Origin of the sequence: Pseudomonas chlororaphis subsp. aurantiaca, assembly GCF_013466605.1 — a bacterium.
GTDB classification, from domain to species: domain Bacteria; phylum Pseudomonadota; class Gammaproteobacteria; order Pseudomonadales; family Pseudomonadaceae; genus Aquipseudomonas; species Aquipseudomonas chlororaphis_I.
The window spans coordinates 5,107,315-5,124,020 of record NZ_CP059162.1 but is presented as its reverse complement, the minus strand read 5'-3'; the positions used below and the strand labels follow the sequence as shown (position 1 = coordinate 5,124,020).

Annotated in this window: 14 protein-coding genes; 9 read left to right on the top strand and 5 right to left on the bottom strand. The window is 62.7% G+C overall.

Features of this window, described 5'->3' with window-relative positions; all coding sequences use genetic code 11:
• Nucleotides 1-25: 25 nt before the first annotated feature.
• Nucleotides 26-1,351, top strand: coding sequence for a flagellar hook protein FlgE (gene flgE, locus H0I86_RS23225; RefSeq protein WP_180922339.1), 1,326 nt, complete (start codon nt 26-28; stop codon nt 1,349-1,351).
• Nucleotides 1,352-1,660: 309 nt separating this feature from the next.
• Here the strand turns inward: flgE and H0I86_RS23220 are convergent, their stop codons facing one another.
• A complete protein-coding gene (locus H0I86_RS23220; protein WP_180922338.1) occupies nt 1,661-4,552 on the bottom strand; it encodes a ribonucleoside-diphosphate reductase subunit alpha in 2,892 nt (963 codons plus the stop codon).
• Nucleotides 4,553-4,751: 199 nt separating this feature from the next.
• Between H0I86_RS23220 and H0I86_RS23215 the strand changes: the two genes are divergently transcribed.
• The 3 genes from H0I86_RS23215 to H0I86_RS23205 all read left to right on the top strand — a co-directional run bounded on the left by H0I86_RS23215 (nt 4,752) and on the right by H0I86_RS23205 (nt 7,616).
• On the top strand, nt 4,752-4,919 hold the full coding sequence (locus H0I86_RS23215; protein WP_155290718.1) for a hypothetical protein: 168 nt from the start codon (nt 4,752-4,754) through the stop codon (nt 4,917-4,919).
• Nucleotides 4,920-5,283: 364 nt separating this feature from the next.
• On the top strand, nt 5,284-6,009 hold the full coding sequence (locus H0I86_RS23210; protein WP_124311903.1) for a winged helix-turn-helix domain-containing protein: 726 nt from the start codon (nt 5,284-5,286) through the stop codon (nt 6,007-6,009).
• The gene (locus tag H0I86_RS23205; RefSeq protein WP_180922337.1) at nt 6,006-7,616 is read left to right on the top strand and encodes an ATP-binding protein; all 1,611 of its coding nucleotides are present in this window, start codon (nt 6,006-6,008) and stop codon (nt 7,614-7,616) included. Before H0I86_RS23210 ends, H0I86_RS23205 begins: the two co-directional genes overlap by 4 nt.
• Nucleotides 7,617-7,643: 27 nt before the next feature.
• On the opposite strand, the gene H0I86_RS23200 is transcribed toward H0I86_RS23205, so the two are convergent.
• Nucleotides 7,644-8,369: a 4'-phosphopantetheinyl transferase family protein gene (locus H0I86_RS23200; RefSeq protein WP_219637299.1), complete on the bottom strand. Its 726-nt coding sequence runs from the start codon at nt 8,367-8,369 to the stop codon at nt 7,644-7,646.
• Nucleotides 8,370-8,473: 104 nt separating this feature from the next.
• Complete coding sequence (locus tag H0I86_RS23195) at nt 8,474-9,265, bottom strand: dienelactone hydrolase family protein (RefSeq protein WP_180922335.1); 792 nt, start codon at nt 9,263-9,265, stop codon at nt 8,474-8,476.
• Between the two features lie 144 nt (nt 9,266-9,409).
• Between H0I86_RS23195 and H0I86_RS23190 the strand changes: the two genes are divergently transcribed.
• The 3 genes from H0I86_RS23190 (at nt 9,410) to H0I86_RS23180 (ending at nt 12,151) form a co-directional block, all read left to right on the top strand.
• Nucleotides 9,410-10,012 (top strand): hypothetical protein, encoded by a 603-nt coding sequence (locus H0I86_RS23190; RefSeq protein WP_007931772.1) that lies wholly within the window; start codon nt 9,410-9,412, stop codon nt 10,010-10,012.
• 118 nt (nt 10,013-10,130) lie between these two features.
• A complete protein-coding gene (locus H0I86_RS23185; RefSeq protein ID WP_007931776.1) occupies nt 10,131-10,808 on the top strand; it encodes a response regulator in 678 nt (225 codons plus the stop codon).
• Nucleotides 10,805-12,151, top strand: a complete 1,347-nt coding sequence (locus H0I86_RS23180; protein WP_081360102.1) for an ATP-binding protein — start codon at nt 10,805-10,807, stop codon at nt 12,149-12,151. The genes H0I86_RS23185 and H0I86_RS23180 overlap by 4 nt, the downstream gene beginning before the upstream one ends.
• A gap of 9 nt (nt 12,152-12,160) precedes the next feature.
• Here the strand turns inward: H0I86_RS23180 and H0I86_RS23175 are convergent, their stop codons facing one another.
• Nucleotides 12,161-13,159 (bottom strand): AraC family transcriptional regulator, encoded by a 999-nt coding sequence (locus H0I86_RS23175; RefSeq protein WP_180922334.1) that lies wholly within the window; start codon nt 13,157-13,159, stop codon nt 12,161-12,163.
• A gap of 346 nt (nt 13,160-13,505) precedes the next feature.
• Between H0I86_RS23175 and H0I86_RS23170 the strand changes: the two genes are divergently transcribed.
• The gene (locus tag H0I86_RS23170; RefSeq protein ID WP_009050291.1) at nt 13,506-14,840 is read left to right on the top strand and encodes a dicarboxylate/amino acid:cation symporter; all 1,335 of its coding nucleotides are present in this window, start codon (nt 13,506-13,508) and stop codon (nt 14,838-14,840) included.
• A gap of 152 nt (nt 14,841-14,992) precedes the next feature.
• Nucleotides 14,993-16,174, top strand: coding sequence for a CaiB/BaiF CoA transferase family protein (locus tag H0I86_RS23165; RefSeq protein WP_180922333.1), 1,182 nt, complete (start codon nt 14,993-14,995; stop codon nt 16,172-16,174).
• A gap of 8 nt (nt 16,175-16,182) precedes the next feature.
• Here the strand turns inward: H0I86_RS23165 and H0I86_RS23160 are convergent, their stop codons facing one another.
• Nucleotides 16,183-16,674, bottom strand: a complete 492-nt coding sequence (locus H0I86_RS23160; RefSeq protein ID WP_180922332.1) for a SprT family zinc-dependent metalloprotease — start codon at nt 16,672-16,674, stop codon at nt 16,183-16,185.
• Between the last annotated feature and the right edge of the window lie 32 nt (nt 16,675-16,706).

Genomic DNA, 16,706 nt, shown 5'->3' with positions numbered 1-16,706 from the left:
ACTAACGCGGCACAAGGAGTGGAATATGTCTTTTAATATCGGCCTTAGCGGTCTCTATGCTGCCAACAAGCAACTGGATGTGACCGGCAACAACATCGCCAACGTGGCGACCACCGGCTTCAAATCGTCGCGTGCCGAATTCGCCGACGTCTACTCGGCCACCAAGCTGGGCACCGGCAGCAAGACCGTGGGTAACGGCGTGCGTCTGGCCAACGTTTCCCAGCAGTTCGGCCAGGGCGACGTGAACAACACCGGCAACGTACTGGACATGGGTATCCAGGGTTCGGGTTTCTTCGTGCTGAGCGACAACGGCTCGCTGACCTACACCCGCGCCGGTACCTTCAAGACCGACAAGGACGGCTATATCACCAACACCGATGGCACTGCCCGCCTGCAAGGTTATGCGGTCGATGCCAATGGCAAGATCGTCAACGGCGTGCTGACCGACCTGCGCATCGACACCTCGAACCTGTCGCCGAAGCCCACCAGCTCGGTGTCCTCGACCATCAACCTGAACTCCACCGCGCCGATCATCGACCAGAGCGTGACAGGGTTTGCCTTCGATCCGACCAAGGTGGAAACCTACACCAAGCAGTTCAGCACACCGATCTATGACAGCCAGGGCAACGAGCACAAGCTGGACCAGTACATGGTGAAAACCGGTGCCAACACCTGGAAGACCTACACCCTGGTCAATGGTCGTAACCTCGATGGTTCCGCTCCGACCACCACCGGTGCTACCGCTCCAGTCGCATCGACCATGAATTTCGACTCCGCCGGCAAACTGGTTTCGGTCATCACGCCGCCTGCCACTACGCCTAATCCGGGCAACAACCTGACCCTGACGGGCTGGGTGCCTGGCACTGTGACCAATGGCGTGTGGAAGGCCAACGATGCCAGCGCCAATGCCGGCGGCGTGACCATCTCCATGACCAGCACCACGCAGTTCAACGCCGATACCGCGCGTTCGCTGCCGGTGCAGGACGGCTATGCCACTGGCCAGATCACCAACCTGACCATCGACGGCACCGGTACCCTGTTCGCCAACTTCAGCAACAGCCAGAACAAGGCAATCGGCCAGATCTCCCTGGCCAGCTTCACCAACGAACAAGGCCTGCAGCCGGTAGGCGGCACCAGCTGGAGAGAAACCTACGCTTCGGGCGTACCAGGCTACGATGCTCCCGAAACCGGCACCCTGGGTTCGATCGTGTCCAACTCCCTGGAAGAGTCGAACGTCAACCTGACCAACGAACTCGTGGACCTGATCAAGGCCCAGAGCAACTACCAGGCGAACGCCAAGACCATCTCCACCCAGAGCACCATCATGCAGACCATTATTCAGATGACCTGATAATGGCTGGCTGACAGCGCTTGAAAAAAGCCCCTCATCGCAGGGGCTTTTTTGTGCCCGCAAGTTTCATCGACCACGGCCCGCTTCCGTAGGGGCGAAGCTTGCTCGCGATGAGTCATTGACGCGCCGGTGGGGCGTCAGCCGATAGCGGCTGCCGGGGCTGCGGGCTGTGCTCGGACGCAATCTCGCGAGCCCGTCGCGGCTGCGGAGGATGGATAGGGCTGTTTTTCCCCGGGCAAAAGAAAACCCCCGGCAGGCAGGGCCTGTCGGGGGTTCGGATAAGCGCCGGAAGGCGCCTATCGGTTCAGCTTATTGACAAGCTTCGCAATCCGGCTCGTCGATGGCGCAAGCCTTCGGTACTGGGGCAGGACCGGCCGGAGCGGCCAGGACCGAGTCGTCACCGTGGTTGCCGCCGCTGGAAACAGCGTTCAGCTTGCCGGTGTTGATGGTCGACTTCTCGGTGCTGGTCGCGGCCAGGGCACGGAGGTAGTAAGTGGTTTTCAGGCCACGGTACCAGGCCATGCGGTAGGTCACGTCGAGCTTCTTGCCCGAAGCGCCGGCGATGTACAGGTTCAGCGACTGAGCCTGGTCGATCCACTTCTGGCGACGGCTGGCGGCGTCGACGATCCACTTGGTTTCCACTTCGAAGGCGGTCGCGTAGAGCTCCTTGAGTTCTTGCGGGATACGCTCGATCTGCTGCACGGAACCGTCGTAGTACTTCAGGTCGTTGATCATGACCGAGTCCCACAGGCCACGAGCCTTGAGGTCGCGAACCAGGTACGGGTTGATCACGGTGAATTCGCCCGACAGGTTCGATTTCACATACAGGTTCTGGTAGGTCGGTTCGATCGACTGCGACACGCCGGTGATGTTGGCGATGGTCGCGGTCGGAGCGATGGCCATGATGTTGGAGTTACGAATGCCTTTCTGTACACGGGCGCGCACCGGTGCCCAGTCCAGGGTTTCGTTCAGGTCGACATCGATGTACTTCTGGCCACGGGCTTCGATCAGGATCTGTTGCGAATCCAGCGGCAGGATGCCTTTGGACCACAGCGAACCCTGGAACGTCTCGTAGGCGCCACGCTCGTCGGCCAGGTCGCAGGAAGCCTGGATCGCGTAGAAGCTCACCGCTTCCATGGACTTGTCGGCGAATTCGACGGCAGCATCGGAACCGTAAGGGATGTGCTGCAGGTACAGCGCGTCTTGGAAGCCCATGATCCCCAGGCCGACCGGACGGTGCTTGAAGTTGGAGTTCTTCGCCTGCGGTACCGAGTAGTAGTTGATGTCGATCACGTTATCGAGCATGCGCACAGCGGTGTTCACGGTGCGTTGCAGCTTGGCGGTGTCCAGCTTGCCGTCGACGATGTGGTTCGGCAGGTTGATCGAGCCCAGGTTGCAAACGGCGATCTCGTCCTTGTTGGTGTTCAAGGTGATCTCGGTGCACAGGTTCGAGCTGTGGACCACGCCCACGTGCTGCTGCGGGCTGCGCAGGTTGCATGGGTCCTTGAAGGTCAGCCAAGGGTGGCCGGTTTCGAACAGCATGGACAGCATCTTACGCCACAGGTCTTTGGCCTGGATGGTCTTGAACAGCTTGATCTTGCCGTATTCGCACAGGGCTTCGTAGTACTCGTAGCGCTCTTCGAAGGCCTTGCCGGTCAGGTCGTGCAGGTCCGGCACTTCCGATGGCGAGAACAGGGTCCACTTGCCGTCGTCGAAGACGCGCTTCATGAACAGGTCAGGGATCCAGTTGGCGGTGTTCATGTCGTGGGTACGACGACGATCGTCACCGGTGTTCTTGCGCAGCTCGATGAACTCTTCGATGTCCATGTGCCAGGTTTCCAGGTAGGCACATACAGCGCCTTTGCGCTTGCCACCCTGGTTCACGGCTACGGCGGTGTCGTTTACCACTTTCAGGAACGGCACGACGCCCTGGGATTTACCGTTGGTGCCCTTGATGTAGGAACCCAGCGCGCGCACTGGAGTCCAGTCGTTGCCCAGGCCACCGGCGAATTTCGACAGCATGGCGTTGTCGTGGATGGCGCCGTAGATGCCCGACAGGTCGTCCGGCACGGTGGTCAGGTAGCAGCTCGACAGTTGTGGGCGCAGGGTGCCGGCGTTGAACAGGGTCGGAGTCGAAGCCATGTAGTCGAAGGACGACAGCAGGTTGTAGAACTCGATGGCACGGTCTTCTCTCTGCTTCTCTTCGATCGCCAGGCCCATGGCCACGCGCATGAAGAAGATCTGCGGCAGTTCGAAACGCACGCCGTCCTTGTGGATGAAGTAGCGGTCGTACAGGGTCTGCAGGCCCAGGTAGGTGAACTGCTGGTCGCGCTCGTGGTTGATCGCCTTGCCGAGTTTTTCCAGGTCGAAGTCGGCCAGCACAGGGTTCAGCAGTTCGAACTCGATGCCTTTGGCGACGTAGGCCGGCAGTGCCTTGGCGTACAGGTCGGCCATCTCGTGGTGAGTGGCGCTCTCGGCCACTTCCAGGAAGCTCAGGCCTTCGGCGCGCAGGGTGTCCATCAGCAGGCGGGCAGTCACGAACGAGTAGTTCGGCTCACGCTCTACCAGGGTGCGGGCGGTCATCACCAGGGCGGTGTTGACGTCCTTGAGCGCTACGCCGTCGTAGAGGTTCTTCAGGGTTTCGCGCTGGATCAGGTCGCCGTCGACTTCTTCCAGGCCTTCGCAGGCTTCGGTGACGATGGTGTTCAGGCGGCCCATGTCCAGAGGCGCGAAGCTGCCGTCGGTGCGGGTGACGCGGATCGACGGGTGAGCCTGCACCGGCTCTTCGCTTGGCGTGCGGGTGGCGCGCTCCTTGGCGCGCGAGTCACGGTAGATCACGTAGTCGCGGGCAACTTTCTGCTCGCCGGCACGCATCAGGGCCAGTTCGACCTGGTCCTGGATTTCTTCGATGTGGATGGTGCCGCCCGAAGGCATGCGACGCTTGAAGGTGGCGGTGACCTGCTCGGTCAGGCGAGCGACGGTGTCGTGGATTCGCGACGAAGCGGCAGCGGTGCCGCCTTCAACTGCGAGAAACGCTTTGGTGATGGCGACGGTGATTTTGTCATCGGTGTAAGGAACGACAGTGCCGTTACGCTTGATCACTCGCAGTTGGCCAGGCGCGGTGGCAGACAGATCCAGGTTGGAATCGGCAGCCTGCGGCGCTTTGGCCTGCGGGTTCTCGCGAGTTGTGTCGGTTTGCATGGGTGTCTCCACGTTCTCTATGTTTGTTTGGGCACCCTTTGGGTGCCCACCGTTCCGTCCTGAAGCACTACAACCGGCGCACGCCGGGCATAACGACTTCGGGACAGTTCAGGAAGGGGGGCTGTTGGCGCCGCTTCCATGCCGAAGTCATAGGTCGCGAGCCTGGGGCTCGTGACCGTATTCCTGGTGGGTGACAGTCATGTACTGCAACACCCGTACCGTTTTCCTCGCCGTAGGCTGGAAAACCGCAGCCATCCGCACGCGCGGTTTGGCTTCTGAAAATCCGATTGGTTCAACCAAAGAAGTGCAAGAAAAGCGCTTGAGTTTCTTGTCTGATTTGTGTTTGGTTTTTGGCCTGAAACCCTAGATGTAGGGTTTTTTTGCGGCCGAGCTACAAGATAATGCGTTTTTGGGGGTGATTGCAACGTACAGCCTGTGGATAAGGTTGTGCGTAAATTGTGTATGAGGCGAGTAAACCTCACGCAGGCCGCAGCAGGGCTGGATCCTACCGTTTGTCACTGTTTTCTACCCTGCAAAACTGCCCGGGGCGGATTTTTGCGGGCGCGAACCCTATCACAAAAAAACGCCTTTACCGAGCGTATTCAGCGCCTTGTGTTCACGGCCTTTGCCGTTGCTACAATCGGGCCTTCGATGCATCGTTTTATCCATCTCACATTACAAAAAGACGGGCGGATTCTTCCGGAGCCCATACCTGGCAAGCAGAGGTCACCGTGGAGCAAGAAGCGTGGCAGATATTGATCGTCGAGGACGATCAGCGACTGGCCGAGTTGACCTGTGAATATCTGCAGAGCAACGGACTGCGCGTCGCCATCGAGGGCAATGGCGCCCTGGCCGCGGCGCGGATCATTGCCGAACAACCCGACCTGGTGATCCTCGACCTGATGCTGCCCGGCGAGGATGGCCTGAGCATTTGCCGCAAGGTCCGCGATCGATACGACGGGCCGATCCTGATGCTGACCGCGCGCACCGACGACATGGACCAGGTGCTGGGGCTGGACACCGGTGCCGACGATTATGTGTGCAAGCCGGTCCGTCCGCGTCTGTTGCTGGCCAGGATCCAGGCCCTGTTGCGGCGCAGCGAACCCGTGGATGGCGCCGCGCCGGAGAAATCCCGGCGTCTGCAATTCGGTCCGCTGGTGGTGGACAGCGCCTTGCGCGAAGCCTGGTTGCACGATGCCGGTATCGAGTTGACCAGCGCTGAGTTCGACCTGCTCTGGCTGTTGGTGGCCAACGCCGGGCGCATTCTGTCCCGCGAGGAAATCTTCACCGCCCTGCGCGGCATCGGCTATGACGGCCAGGACCGCTCCATCGATGTGCGCATCTCACGGATCCGCCCGAAAATCGGCGACGACCCGGAACACCCGCGGCTGATCAAGACCATCCGCAGCAAGGGTTATCTGTTCGTCCCCGAAGCCGCTGCCGACCTGTCGCCGTGAACTCCATATTCCTGCGCATCTACGGCGGCATGTGCGCCGCGCTGATTCTGGTGGCGCTGTTGGGCGTGCTGGCGCTGCACCTGCTCAACCAGGTGCGCAGCGAGCAATACCGCGAGCGCCTGGCCCACGGCACGTTCTCGCTGATGGCCGACAACCTGCAACCGATGAGCGAAATCGAGCGCCGCCGCGCCCTGGCGGTGTGGGAGCGCTTGTTGGGCATTCCGCTGACCCTGCAAACTTTCACCCAGACCGGCCTCGACCTCGGGCAGCGCAACCGCGTGCTGCGCGGCCAGGCCCTGGTGGAGCAGACCGGGCCTTACGCGGCGCGGGTCTATCGCCTGGTCAGCGAGCCGGAACAGCTGTTGCTGACCGGTGAGGTGCAGCAGATCAGCGAACAGTTGGCGCGGGCGACTATCTATCTGCTGGCCGACGAGCTGGTGCGCTTTTCGGTGGCCGAGCAGCCAGAGCGCCTGGCGGCGTTGAAAAAGGACAAGGGCTTTGGCTTCGACATGCACCTGGTCACCCAGGACGACGCGGACATGGACGAGGACCAGCGTCGCCGGGTTGCCGAGGGCGATACGGTGATGGCCCTGGGCAAGGGCGGCGATTCGATCCGCGTGTTCGCGGGCATGGTGGGCACGCCCTGGGTCCTGGAAATAGGCCCGCTGTACCAGATGAATCCCTACCCGCCGCAGTGGCTGGTGTTGATCGCGGTGCTGGGCCTGAGCCTGATCGGCCTGATCGTCTATTTATTGGTGCGTCAGCTGGAGCGGCGTTTGCGTGGCCTGGAATCGGCGGCCACGCGCATTGCCAAGGGCAGCCTGGAAGCCCGGGTGCCGGCCGGTGGCGCCGACTCGGTGGGGCGACTGGCGGCGGCCTTCAACGGCATGGCCGAGCACTTGCAGCGCTTGCTGGCGATCCAGCGCGAACTGGTGCGCGCGGTCTCCCACGAGTTGCGCACGCCGGTGGCGCGCCTGCGCTTCGGCCTGGAGATGATCGGCTCGGCGACGACCCCCCAGGCCCGGGACAAGTACATGGAGGGCATGGACAACGATATCCAGGACCTCGACCGGCTGGTGGACGAAATGCTCACCTATGCGCGGCTGGAGCAGGGTTCGCCGGCGCTGAATTTCCAGCGCATCGACCTGGACGCGTTGATCAACCAGGTGATCAGCGAGCTGGCGCCGTTGCGCGCGCAAGTCAAAGTGCAGCGTGGCTCGTGCCTATCCGCGGCGGATTGCGATGGCGCCTGGGTCGAGGCCGAGCCGCGCTATCTGCATCGGGCGTTGCAGAACCTGGTGAGCAACGCCATGCGCCACGCCGAGTCGCAGGTGCTGGTCAGTTACCAGGTGGGGCAGATGCGTTGCCGGGTCGACGTCGAGGACGATGGCCCGGGGGTTCCGGAAAGCGCCTGGGAGCGGATCTTCACCCCGTTCCTGCGCCTGGATGACAGCCGTACCCGCGCTTCGGGCGGTCACGGGTTGGGTTTGTCGATCGTGCGGCGGATCATTCACTGGCACGACGGCCGCGCGTTGATCGGCAGGAGCAAGACCCTCGGCGGCGCCTGCTTCAGCCTGAGCTGGCCACGGCATCAGGATAAAGGTTGAGGGCCTGCGCTCAGGTTCGTCCGGGCATCAGGCCCGGATGCTGACCAGGCTCAGCAGTTGCCCGTCCTGCAGGGCGAATTGCGCGTCCAGTTCACTGCCATTGCGCCATTCGCCGGACAGGTCGGTCAGCAGGCGCAGGCGGACCTGGCCACTGGCCGTCCACTCCAAGACTTCGGCGTGTTCGAAATAGAAGCGTTGCTGGACGATCGGGTACAGTGCCTTGAACAGGCTTTCTTTCACCGAAAAGGTCAGGGTGACCCAGAGCGCCAGTTGCTCGCGCGGGGCGGCGGCCATGCGCTGCATTTCGGCCGGGATGAGGATTTCCCCCGCCAGGCGCTCCGCCCGTTCAATGTTGAGCAGGTTCTCCAGGTCCATGCCGAGCCCGCGCCAATGCTCCTTGCGCGCGACGATCGCCGCGGCACGCCCGGTGCTGTGGGTGATCGAGCCGCTGATGTGCGCTGGCCAGACCGGCGCCCGGTCCTCGCCGATCGGCGGAATGCAGTCCAGGCTATCCAGGCGTTGCAGGGCAGCGCGGGCGCAGAGGCGACCGGCGAGAAACTCGGCCTGCCGTTTCGCCACCGAACGTTGAATGCTCGCGGGCGGCTCGATGGCGCTGAGCTGGAAGTCGTCGCTGGCCAGGCGCGAGGCATCAAAATGGGTACCGAGCAGGACGGTGTCCGGCAGGGCATCGGGCAGCGGCCACTGGTCGTCGAGTGGGGTGCAGCAGGCGGGGAGGGTAGGGATGAGATTCATGCCAGGCATTTTGCCGGGTTGTAAGGCTGGAGGGTAGCCTGGCAACCGTCGGCCTCGATGCCGCTGTCCCGGGAGTTGAGGCCCCCGGGGCGGTCGGTGCGGGATCAGTTGAACAGTTTCTTGAAGAGCGCCTGCATGTCCGCCCACGAGCGTTCATCGGCGGCCTTGTTGTAGCCGATGTCCAGCCCGCCATGTTCGCCGTGGCTCATGCGGTCGGCATCCGGATTGCTGAAGCTGTGCTTGGCGCCCTCGAGGTTGACGAACTGGTAGTCGGCGCCGGCCTTGTCCATTTCTGCCTTGAAGGCGCTGACGTTATCGGCGGTGACCATGCTGTCGAGGGCGCCGTGCTCCACCAGGATTTTCGCCTTGACGCTGCCCGGGGTGGCCGGCGTGTTGGTGACCAGGGCTCCATGGAAACTCACCACACCAAGCAGCGGCAGGCCCTGGCGCGCCGCGTCCAGCACCACCTTGCCGCCGAAGCAGTAGCCGATCGCGGCCAGCTTGTCCGGGGCGGTCTGCGGTTGTTTCTTCAGCAGGTCGAGCCCGGCCTTGAAGCGCGCGCTGGCGGCGGCACTGTCTTTGGAGGCGGCCTGCATGAAGGCCATGGCGTCTTTCGGGTGCTCGGTGTTCTTGCCGTCGCCATACATATCGATGGACAGGGCGCTGTAGCCCAGGGCCGCAAGATCCCGGGCCCGGCGTTTGGCGTAGTCGTTCAGGCCCCACCATTCATGCACCACCACTACCCCCGGGCGTGGCCCTTTCAACGCGTCGTCATAGGCGTAGTAGCCGATGAGCCGGGTACCGTCGGGGCTCTGGTAGGGGATTTCCTGGGTCTTGATGGCCGCCTGGCTCATTGCGCAGAAGGTCAACAACAGGCAAGCAAAAAGTGCGCGCATAGTCCGTTCTCCTTTAAAAGACTGCCAAACAGCCTAGTCGATTTGATTCAGCCGAGGTTCAGAGTGTGTTCAGGGGGAGTTCAGGGCGGGGTCGGTAGTCTGGCCCCGTACCCAAAAACACATAGCGAATGAGGAAATACCCCCATGACTACTTTCAAGAAGATGATCCTGGCCTTCACTGTTCTCGGCGCCAGCGCTGTCGTCCAGGCCGCTGACAGCAACTTCGCCAGCCTTACCTACGGCCAGACCAGCGACAAGGTGAAGAAGTCCAGCCTGCTCAACAGCAACCTGAACAACCCGAACGCCGACGGTGTGATCGGCAAGGACAACACCTGGGGCGTGCGCCTGGGTCAGCAGAATGACCAGCACCGCTACTACGCCACCTACGACAATGTTTCCGGTTCCCACAATGGCATTAAACTGCGCCAGGAAAACCTGCTCGGCAGCTACGATGTGTTCCTGCCAGTGACCAGCAGCACCAAGCTGTTCGGCGGCGGCACCGCAGGCCTGACCAAGCTGACCCAGGATTCCCCAGGCTTCAGCCGCGACAGCGATATCGGTTATGCCGTCGGCGTGCAGGCCGGTGTCCTGCAGCAGGTTTCACAGAACACTTCGGTCGAACTGGGTTACCGTTACCTGCGCAGCAATGCCAGCACCGAGATGAGCGAGCGCAGTGGCAGCAAGCAGGGTTCGCTGAGCCTGACCAGCAGCGCCCAGACGTACCTGTCGGCCAACTACGCTTTCTAAAATACCGTCCTGGTTCTGACCGCGCCGGATCTGCCAAGGCAGGATCCGGCGTTGCCATGTATACGATCAGGGCGCCTGAGCGCCCTTGGAGATGTCGAATTTTGCCTGGGAGAGCTGTATGAAACTGCTCGTCGTTGAAGATGAGGCGCTGCTGCGCCATCACTTGCAAACCCGCCTCACGGACAGCGGTCATGTGGTCGAGTCCGTGGCCAATGCCGAGGAGGCGCTGTATCAGACCGAGCAGTTCAACCATGATCTGGCGGTGATCGACCTGGGCCTGCCGGGCATGGGCGGGCTGGACCTGATCCGCCAGCTGCGCTCGCGGGGCAAGGCGTTTCCGATCCTGATCCTGACGGCTCGCGGCAACTGGCAGGACAAGGTCGAAGGGCTGGCCGCCGGTGCCGACGACTATGTGGTCAAGCCCTTCCAGTTCGAGGAACTGGACGCGCGCCTGAATGCGCTGCTGCGCCGCTCCAGCGGGTTCACCCAATCGACCATCATCGCCGGCCCGTTGCTGCTCGACCTGAATCGCAAGCAGGCTTCGCTCGACGAACAGCCGCTGGCGCTGACCGCCTACGAATACCGGATTCTCGAGTACCTCATGCGCCACCATCAGCAGGTGGTGGCCAAGGACCGCTTGATGGAACAGCTGTACCCGGACGATGACGAGCGCGATCCGAACGTGATCGAGGTGCTGGTCGGTCGCCTGCGGCGCAAGCTGGAAGGCCCTTCGGGCTTCAAGCCCATCGATACCGTGCGTGGCCTGGGTTATCTGTTCAACGAGCGCTGCCGATGATTCGATCGTTACGCCTGCGCCTGATGCTGGCGGCCACGACGCTGGCGGTGCTGTTCATGCTGGCGTTGTTGCCGGCCATGCAAGGCGCGTTCAGCCTGGCGCTGCAGGATTCCATCGAGCAGCGCCTGGCTTCCGATGTGACCACGCTGATCTCGGCGGCCCGGGTCGAGAACAATCACCTGCAAATGCCGGCGCAACTGCCGGACGAGCGTTTCAACCTGACCGACAGCCGTCTGCTGGGCTACATCTATGACCGGGAGGGGCGGTTGGTCTGGCGTTCCAAGGCGACCCAGGAAGAGAACATCAACTACAAGCCGCGTTATGACGGCCGCGGCAATGAGTTCGCGCGTATCCGCGAAGCCAATGGCCAGGAGTTTTTCGTCTACGACGTCGAGGTCAAGCTGCTCGGCGGTAAGAGCGCGGCGTTCAGCATCGTTGCCTTGCAGCCGGTGCGTGAGTACCAACTGACCCTGGAAGGGGTGCGGGAAAACCTCTACCTCGGTTTTGGCGCCGCGTTGCTGGTGCTCCTGGCGCTGCTCTGGCTCGGCCTGACCTGGGGCCTGCAGGCCTTGCGCCGGCTGAGCCAGGAGCTGGACGAAATCGAAAGCGGTACCCGGGAAAGCCTCAGCGAAGAACATCCGCGCGAGCTGTTGCGCCTGACCGGCTCGTTGAACCGCCTGTTGCACAGCGAGCGCGAGCAGCGCAGCCGTTATCGCGACTCCCTGGACGATCTGGCCCACAGCCTGAAAACCCCGCTGACGGTGTTGCAAGGGGTCAGCGAGGACATGGCCCTGCGCCCTCAGGACCGCGAACAGGCCTGGGTGCTGCAGACCCAGATCGAACGCATGAGCCAGCAGATCAGCTACCAGCTGCAACGCGCCAGCCTGCGCAAGAGCGGCCTGGTGCGTCACCAGGTGCGTCTGCGACCGGTGCTGAAAAGCCTGTGCGACACCCTGGACAAGGTCTATCGCGACAAACAGGTGCGGGTCTCGTTCGACCTGCCGGAGCGCTGCTATGTGCCGATCGAGCATGGGGCCTTGCTCGAGTTGCTGGGCAACCTGCTGGAGAACGCCTATCGCCTGTGCCTGAGCGAAGTGCGCATCAGTGTCCGCCAAGACCTTCACGGCGCGCAGTTGTGTGTCGAGGACGACGGGCCCGGTGTGCCGCCGGACCAGCGGGCGCGGATTCTCCAGCGTGGCGAACGGCTGGATCGCCAGCATCCGGGGCAGGGGATCGGCCTGGCGGTGGTCAAGGACATCATCGACAGCTACGGTGCCCAGCTGACCCTTGGCGATTCCACCCTGGGCGGGGCGGCGTTCCGCATTCACTTTCCGGCGATCTGACCGGCGCGCTCAGGTTTCCTGGGCGCGGTAGGCGCCGGGCGTCAGCCCGGTCCACTTCTTGAACGCGCGGTGAAAGGCCGAGGGCTCGGAAAAGCCGGTCTGCTCGGCGATCTGTTGCAATGACAGGTCGGCCCGACGCAGATGGTAGATGGCGATATCGCGCCGCAACTGATCCTTCAATTCCTGAAAGCTCGTACCTTCTTCGCGCAAGTGCCGGCGCAGCGTCTGCGGGCTGATGTGCAGGTGCTGGGCAATGCTTTCCAGGTCCGGCCAATGGTTGCTGTCGCGGCTGAGCAGGCGGCGCAGCTGGCTGCTCAGGCTGTCGCCGTCGTCCGGGCGGGCCAGCAGGTCGGCGGGGGAGCGCTCGAGAAAGTGCTTGAGGGTTCGTTCGTCCTGCAGCAGCGGCATGCTCAGGTAGCGGCTGTGGAACAGCAGGCTGCTGCAGTCGCGGGAAAACACCAGGGGGCAGGGGAACAGCAGGTCGTATTCATTGCCGTGCTCGGGTTTCGGGTAGCTGAAACAGGCCTGTTCCAGGCGGATGCGCTGGCCGATCAGCCAGCTGCCGAGGCGATGCCAGATCACCAGCAGGCTCTCGCTGAGAAAGTGGTCCGGGTCCCACAGCCCTGCGTCGTCCAGGCTCAGGCGGGTCATTTCCCCTTCGCGCGTCAGGCTCAGCCGCGGTGCCTGGGGGAACAGGCTATAAAACAGCAGGCCGCGCTGCAGGGCCTTCTCCAGGTTGCTGCAGTGGATCAGGGCGTGGCACATCATGGCGAAGGTGCCGCGCTTGCTCGGGCCGTCGCCGAATCCCAGGTACTCGTCATCGAGGACTTGCCAGAGCTGTTGCAGCAGGTTGGCGAACTGCTCGGGGGCGATACGGGCCTTGGGTTCGTTCAACAGTTCGAGGCTGATGCCCAGGGTCTGCAGCAACTCCGAATAGTCGTAGCCCCGCCGGCGGGCCCCGCCCAGGGCGGCGCGGGCGAAATGACTGGCGATGGTGCGTTGGCGCATGAAGGTTGATCCGTCCATTAAGTGGCGGATGTTAACAGCCGCCAGCGACTGGGCAAGGCGGATATCCGCCAAATTGTAGGACGAGGGCCGGATGATGGGCGGAAATCCGCCACTTCGTGTGGGGCGGGGAGAGCGAAGGGCGAGCGCAAACCCGGATGTCCAAAGGCCTTCAGGGTTTTTTGGCAAGCTGGCACGGGCTTTGCGATAGCGAGCGAGGAGAAGGGAGCAGCGAAAGATGTTCCCCGCAGCTCTACACAACAAATCCCTCCAGTGCAGGAGGGTTCGCACTTTAGGCGTCGTGTGCATCGATGGATGGTGTGCAACGGTGCTCTTGAGGAACTTTGCAATGACGACTCGTCAGCCACTGTACAAATCCCTGTATTTCCAGGTGATCGTTGCCATCGCTATCGGCATCCTGCTCGGTCACTTCTACCCGCAGACCGGTGTGGCCCTCAAGCCCCTGGGTGACGGGTTCATCAAACTGATCAAGATGGTCATCGCGCCCATCATCTTCTGTACCGTCGTCAGTGGTATCGCCGGCATGCAGAACATGAAATCGGTGGGCAAGACCGGTGGCTACGCGCTGTTGTACTTCGAAATCGTTTCGACCATCGCCCTGCTGATCGGCCTGGTCGTGGTCAACGTCGTGCAGCCGGGCAACGGCATGCACATCGATGTGTCCACCCTGGATGCCTCGAAAGTGGCGGCCTACGTCACCGCCGGCAAAGACCAGAGCATCGTCGGCTTCATCCTCAACGTCATTCCGAATACCATCGTCGGCGCCTTCGCCAACGGCGACATCCTGCAAGTGCTGATGTTCTCGGTGATCTTCGGTTTCGCCCTGCACCGCCTGGGTGCCTACGGCAAGCCGGTGCTGGACTTCATCGATCGCTTCGCCCACGTGATGTTCAACATCATCAACATGATCATGAAGCTCGCGCCGATCGGTGCGCTGGGTGCCATGGCCTTCACCATCGGCGCCTACGGCGTGGGTTCGCTGGTGCAGTTGGGCCAGCTGATGATCTGCTTCTACATCACCTGCGTGCTGTTCGTGCTGGTGGTGCTGGGCGCCATCTGCCGTGCCCACGGTTTCAGCGTGCTGAAGCTGATCCGCTACATCCGTGAAGAGCTGCTGATCGTGCTGGGCACTTCCTCGTCGGAATCGGCCCTGCCACGCATGCTGATCAAGATGGAACGCCTGGGCGCGAAGAAATCGGTAGTAGGTCTGGTGATCCCCACCGGTTACTCCTTCAACCTCGACGGTACGTCGATCTACCTGACCATGGCGGCCGTGTTCATCGCCCAGGCGACCGACACCCATATGGATATCACTCACCAGATCACCCTGCTGCTGGTGCTGCTGCTGTCTTCCAAAGGTGCTGCGGGCGTGACCGGTAGCGGCTTCATCGTGCTGGCGGCAACCCTGTCGGCCGTGGGGCACCTGCCGGTGGCCGGCCTGGCGCTGATCCTGGGTATCGACCGCTTCATGTCCGAAGCCCGCGCGCTGACCAACCTGGTAGGTAACGCGGTAGCCACCGTAGTGGTCGCCAAGTGGGTCAAGGAGCTGGACGAAGACCAGCTGCAGGCCGAGCTGGCTTCCGGTGGCCGTGCTATCAGCGACACCCGCGAAGAAGATGACCTGGGCGTTGCCGAAGGCCCAACCCCGACGACCGTGAAGTAACTTCACCGCGTCGATGAAAAAACCCGCTCCGGCGGGTTTTTTCATACCCGGGGTTTGAGCGCAACGGTCAGCCCGGGTGACGCTTGCGGTGATTGCCGGCCCTTGAGGCGCTGCCTACTCTGTGGGCAGTCAATCGGCAAGGGAGAGTGCTCATGCAAGGGCCACTGGCGTCACTCAAGGTACTGGATTTCTCCACGCTGCTGCCGGGGCCGTTCGCCTCCTTGCTGCTGGCGGACATGGGTGCCGAGGTGCTGCGCATCGAATCGCCGACCCGCATGGACCTGCTGCGGGTGCTGCCGCCCCACGATCAGGGCGTCTCCGCCAGCCATGCCTACCTCAATCGCAATAAACGCAGCCTGGCGCTGGACCTCAAGCAGCCCGAGACGCTGGAGGTGATCCGCCAACTGGTGCTGGAGTACGACATCGTGCTGGAGCAGTTCCGCCCCGGGGTGATGGAGCGCCTGGGGCTGGGCTACGAGGCGTTGAAGGCGCTCAACCCGAAGCTGATCTATGTCTCGATCACCGGTTACGGGCAGACCGGCCCGTATCGGGAGCGCGCCGGCCACGACATCAATTACCTGGCCCTGGCGGGCCTGGCCAGCTACACCGGACGCAAGGACAGCGGGCCGCTGCCCCTGGGCATCCAGGCGGCGGATATCGCCGGAGGTTCGCTGCATGGGGTCATTGGCCTGCTGGCGGCGGTGGTTGCCCGCCAGCACAGCGGCCTGGGGCAGCACCTGGACGTGAGCATGACCGATTGCGTGTTCAGCCTGAATGCCATGGCCGGGGCCGGCTACCTGGCGTGCGGGATCGAGCCCGCGGCGGAGCAACAGGTGCTCAATGGCGGCAGCTTCTATGACTATTACCGCAGTCGGGATGGCCGCTGGCTGTCGGTGGGCAGCCTGGAACCACCGTTCATGCAGGCGCTGTGCAAGGCCCTGGGGCGTCCGGAACTGGCGGCCCAGGGACTGTCACCGCAGCCGGAGCAACAGCAGGCGCTCAAGCAGGCCTTGCAGGTCGAGTTCGAGAAGCACGATTTCACCGAGCTCTGCGAATTGTTTGCCGGGGTCGATGCCTGCGTCGAACCGGTGCTGGGCCTGGCGGAGGCGGTCGCTCATCCGCAGTTGCAGGCGCGACAGCTGGTCAGCCAGGTGCCGCGTGGCGATGGCAGCTACCAGGCGCAGATGGCCTGTCCGTTGAAGTTTTCCCAGGGGCTGCCGGAGCCGCGGCATATCGGGGCGGAGCTGGGCGCGCATAGTGACCAGGTGCTGGCCGAGCTGGGTTACAGCACACAGCGCATCGCTGAGCTACGCCAGGGCCGGGTCATCCTGTAGGGCCGGATTCACTCCACCCGCATCTCACCGCTGAACACCAGGGTGTGTCGGCAGCGCCGGCACAGATAACGCCGGCCCTGGGCGACCAGGCGGTGACGTTGGGCGGAAAACGGGAAGTCGTTGTCGCAGGGGCAGCGGTAGATGTAGCGCGTCACGCTGCGACGCTGGATCTCGTAGGTGTGGCAGCGATTGGGCGGCAGTTCGTACACCCCGCGCATGATCAGTTGCCATTCTTCGCCGTGGGGCTGGATGCGCTCGCCGAACAGTTGGTGGGCGATCAGGTGCGCGACTTCATGGGCCACGGTCTGCTTGAGGAAGTCTTCGGTGTTTTCCCGGTACAGCTGCAGGTTGAAGCGCAGCAGGTTTTCGTGAAGGTGGGCGACACCGGCTTTCTGGCCACGCAACTTGAGGCTGACCACCGGGCGTTTGAAAGGTCGTTTGAAAAAGGATTCAGCGAGTTGGAAACAGTCTTCGACGCGGGTATTGAGTTGCTCGGGCATGCTTAACGGCTCTCCAGAGCGGGTGAGTATGC